Annotated in this window: 1 protein-coding gene; it reads right to left on the reverse strand. The window is 65.4% G+C overall.

The window, feature by feature from the left end; translation table 11 throughout:
• Nucleotides 1-287: 287 nt before the first annotated feature.
• Nucleotides 288-1,202: glycosyl hydrolase family 17 protein (locus tag DBR24_RS13390; RefSeq protein WP_256591460.1), on the reverse strand; the 915-nt coding region annotated here is incomplete at its 5' end.

Consider the following 1,202-nt stretch of genomic DNA (forward strand, 5'->3'; position numbering starts at 1 on the left):
GCGGCGCTGCTGGGGTTTGTGTTGCCCGGGCGGGCAGGGTGGTGGCTGGCGGTGCTCGCGCTGGCGTTCGGCCTGCCGGCGCTGGCGTTGTACAACACCACGTTGGCGGTGTTTGCGCTGGTGATTGCCGGGTTGCGCCTGGTCCGGGCGTCCCGTAGCGCCTGACAGTCAGTCATCGCGGGCAAGCCCGCTGCCACAAGGGCGTGGGTGAACACAGCATGTGTGTACGCCCCGAAAACCTGTGGGAGCTGGCTTGCCAGCGATGAGGCCGGTTCAGACGCTGAAGATCAGCCCTTGCGAACCCGCAGGCAGCGCCAAAGCGCCGCCACCATCAAGCCACTGACCAGCGCCCAGCCCCACGCCTGCTGATTCAACAATCCCTCTTCATACAGCTGCGGGGCAATCCCGGCGCCGATGATGAAGGTCAGCAGGGCGATTTCCCGGCGCGGCACACTGACCGGGCGGCACACGTACACCAGCGCCGGCAGAATGAACGCCATGCTGGCGAAGCTGCGATAACGTGCGTCGAACACCATCTCCAGCATCATCACCGCAGCGGCAAAACCGGCCACAGCGACCAGCCACCCGGCGCGGCGCTCCAGCCAATTGAACGCGCGTTCACGCCAGCCCTGGCGGGCGCTCAAGGTCAACGCAGCGTGCACCAGCACTGACAGATTCAACAGGGTCAGCAAGCCGACCCACAGCCATTCGCTGGCAAAGCGCGTGGTCACCCGCGCCAGATCGCCCCAGGCACCGATCGAGCAGGCAGCCACCGCACCGAGCAGCGGCAGGATCAATGCCGATTGTGTGCTGCGCACCCGGCCGCCGAGCAGCAGCGTACCGAGGAAAATCAGTCCGCCGAGGCCCAGCCATTCCTTCCAGTACGGCACATTGGTCACCGGCCCGGCGAGTACGCCTTTGTCCTGACGATCCGCGTCGAACAGACCCCAGTAACCGCCAACCGCGCCTTCGCTGCCACGCTTCCATGGCTGGTCGAACGCTTCGATCAGGTTGTAGTGCCAGCCTTCCTTTTCGGCCATCGCGACAAAACCACGAATGAACTTGGCTTCGTTGACTCGGCTCGGCAGGGCGGTCTCGCGCTGGCGGCCTTCGCTGGGCCAGCCGGTCTCGCCGATCATCACGTCCTTGGGCGCAAACTTGTTGCCGAACACCTGACGCACATCCGCCACGTGTTGCAGGGC

This window comes from Pseudomonas sp. HMWF006 (assembly GCF_003061205.1).
Lineage (GTDB): Bacteria > Pseudomonadota > Gammaproteobacteria > Pseudomonadales > Pseudomonadaceae > Aquipseudomonas > Aquipseudomonas monsensis.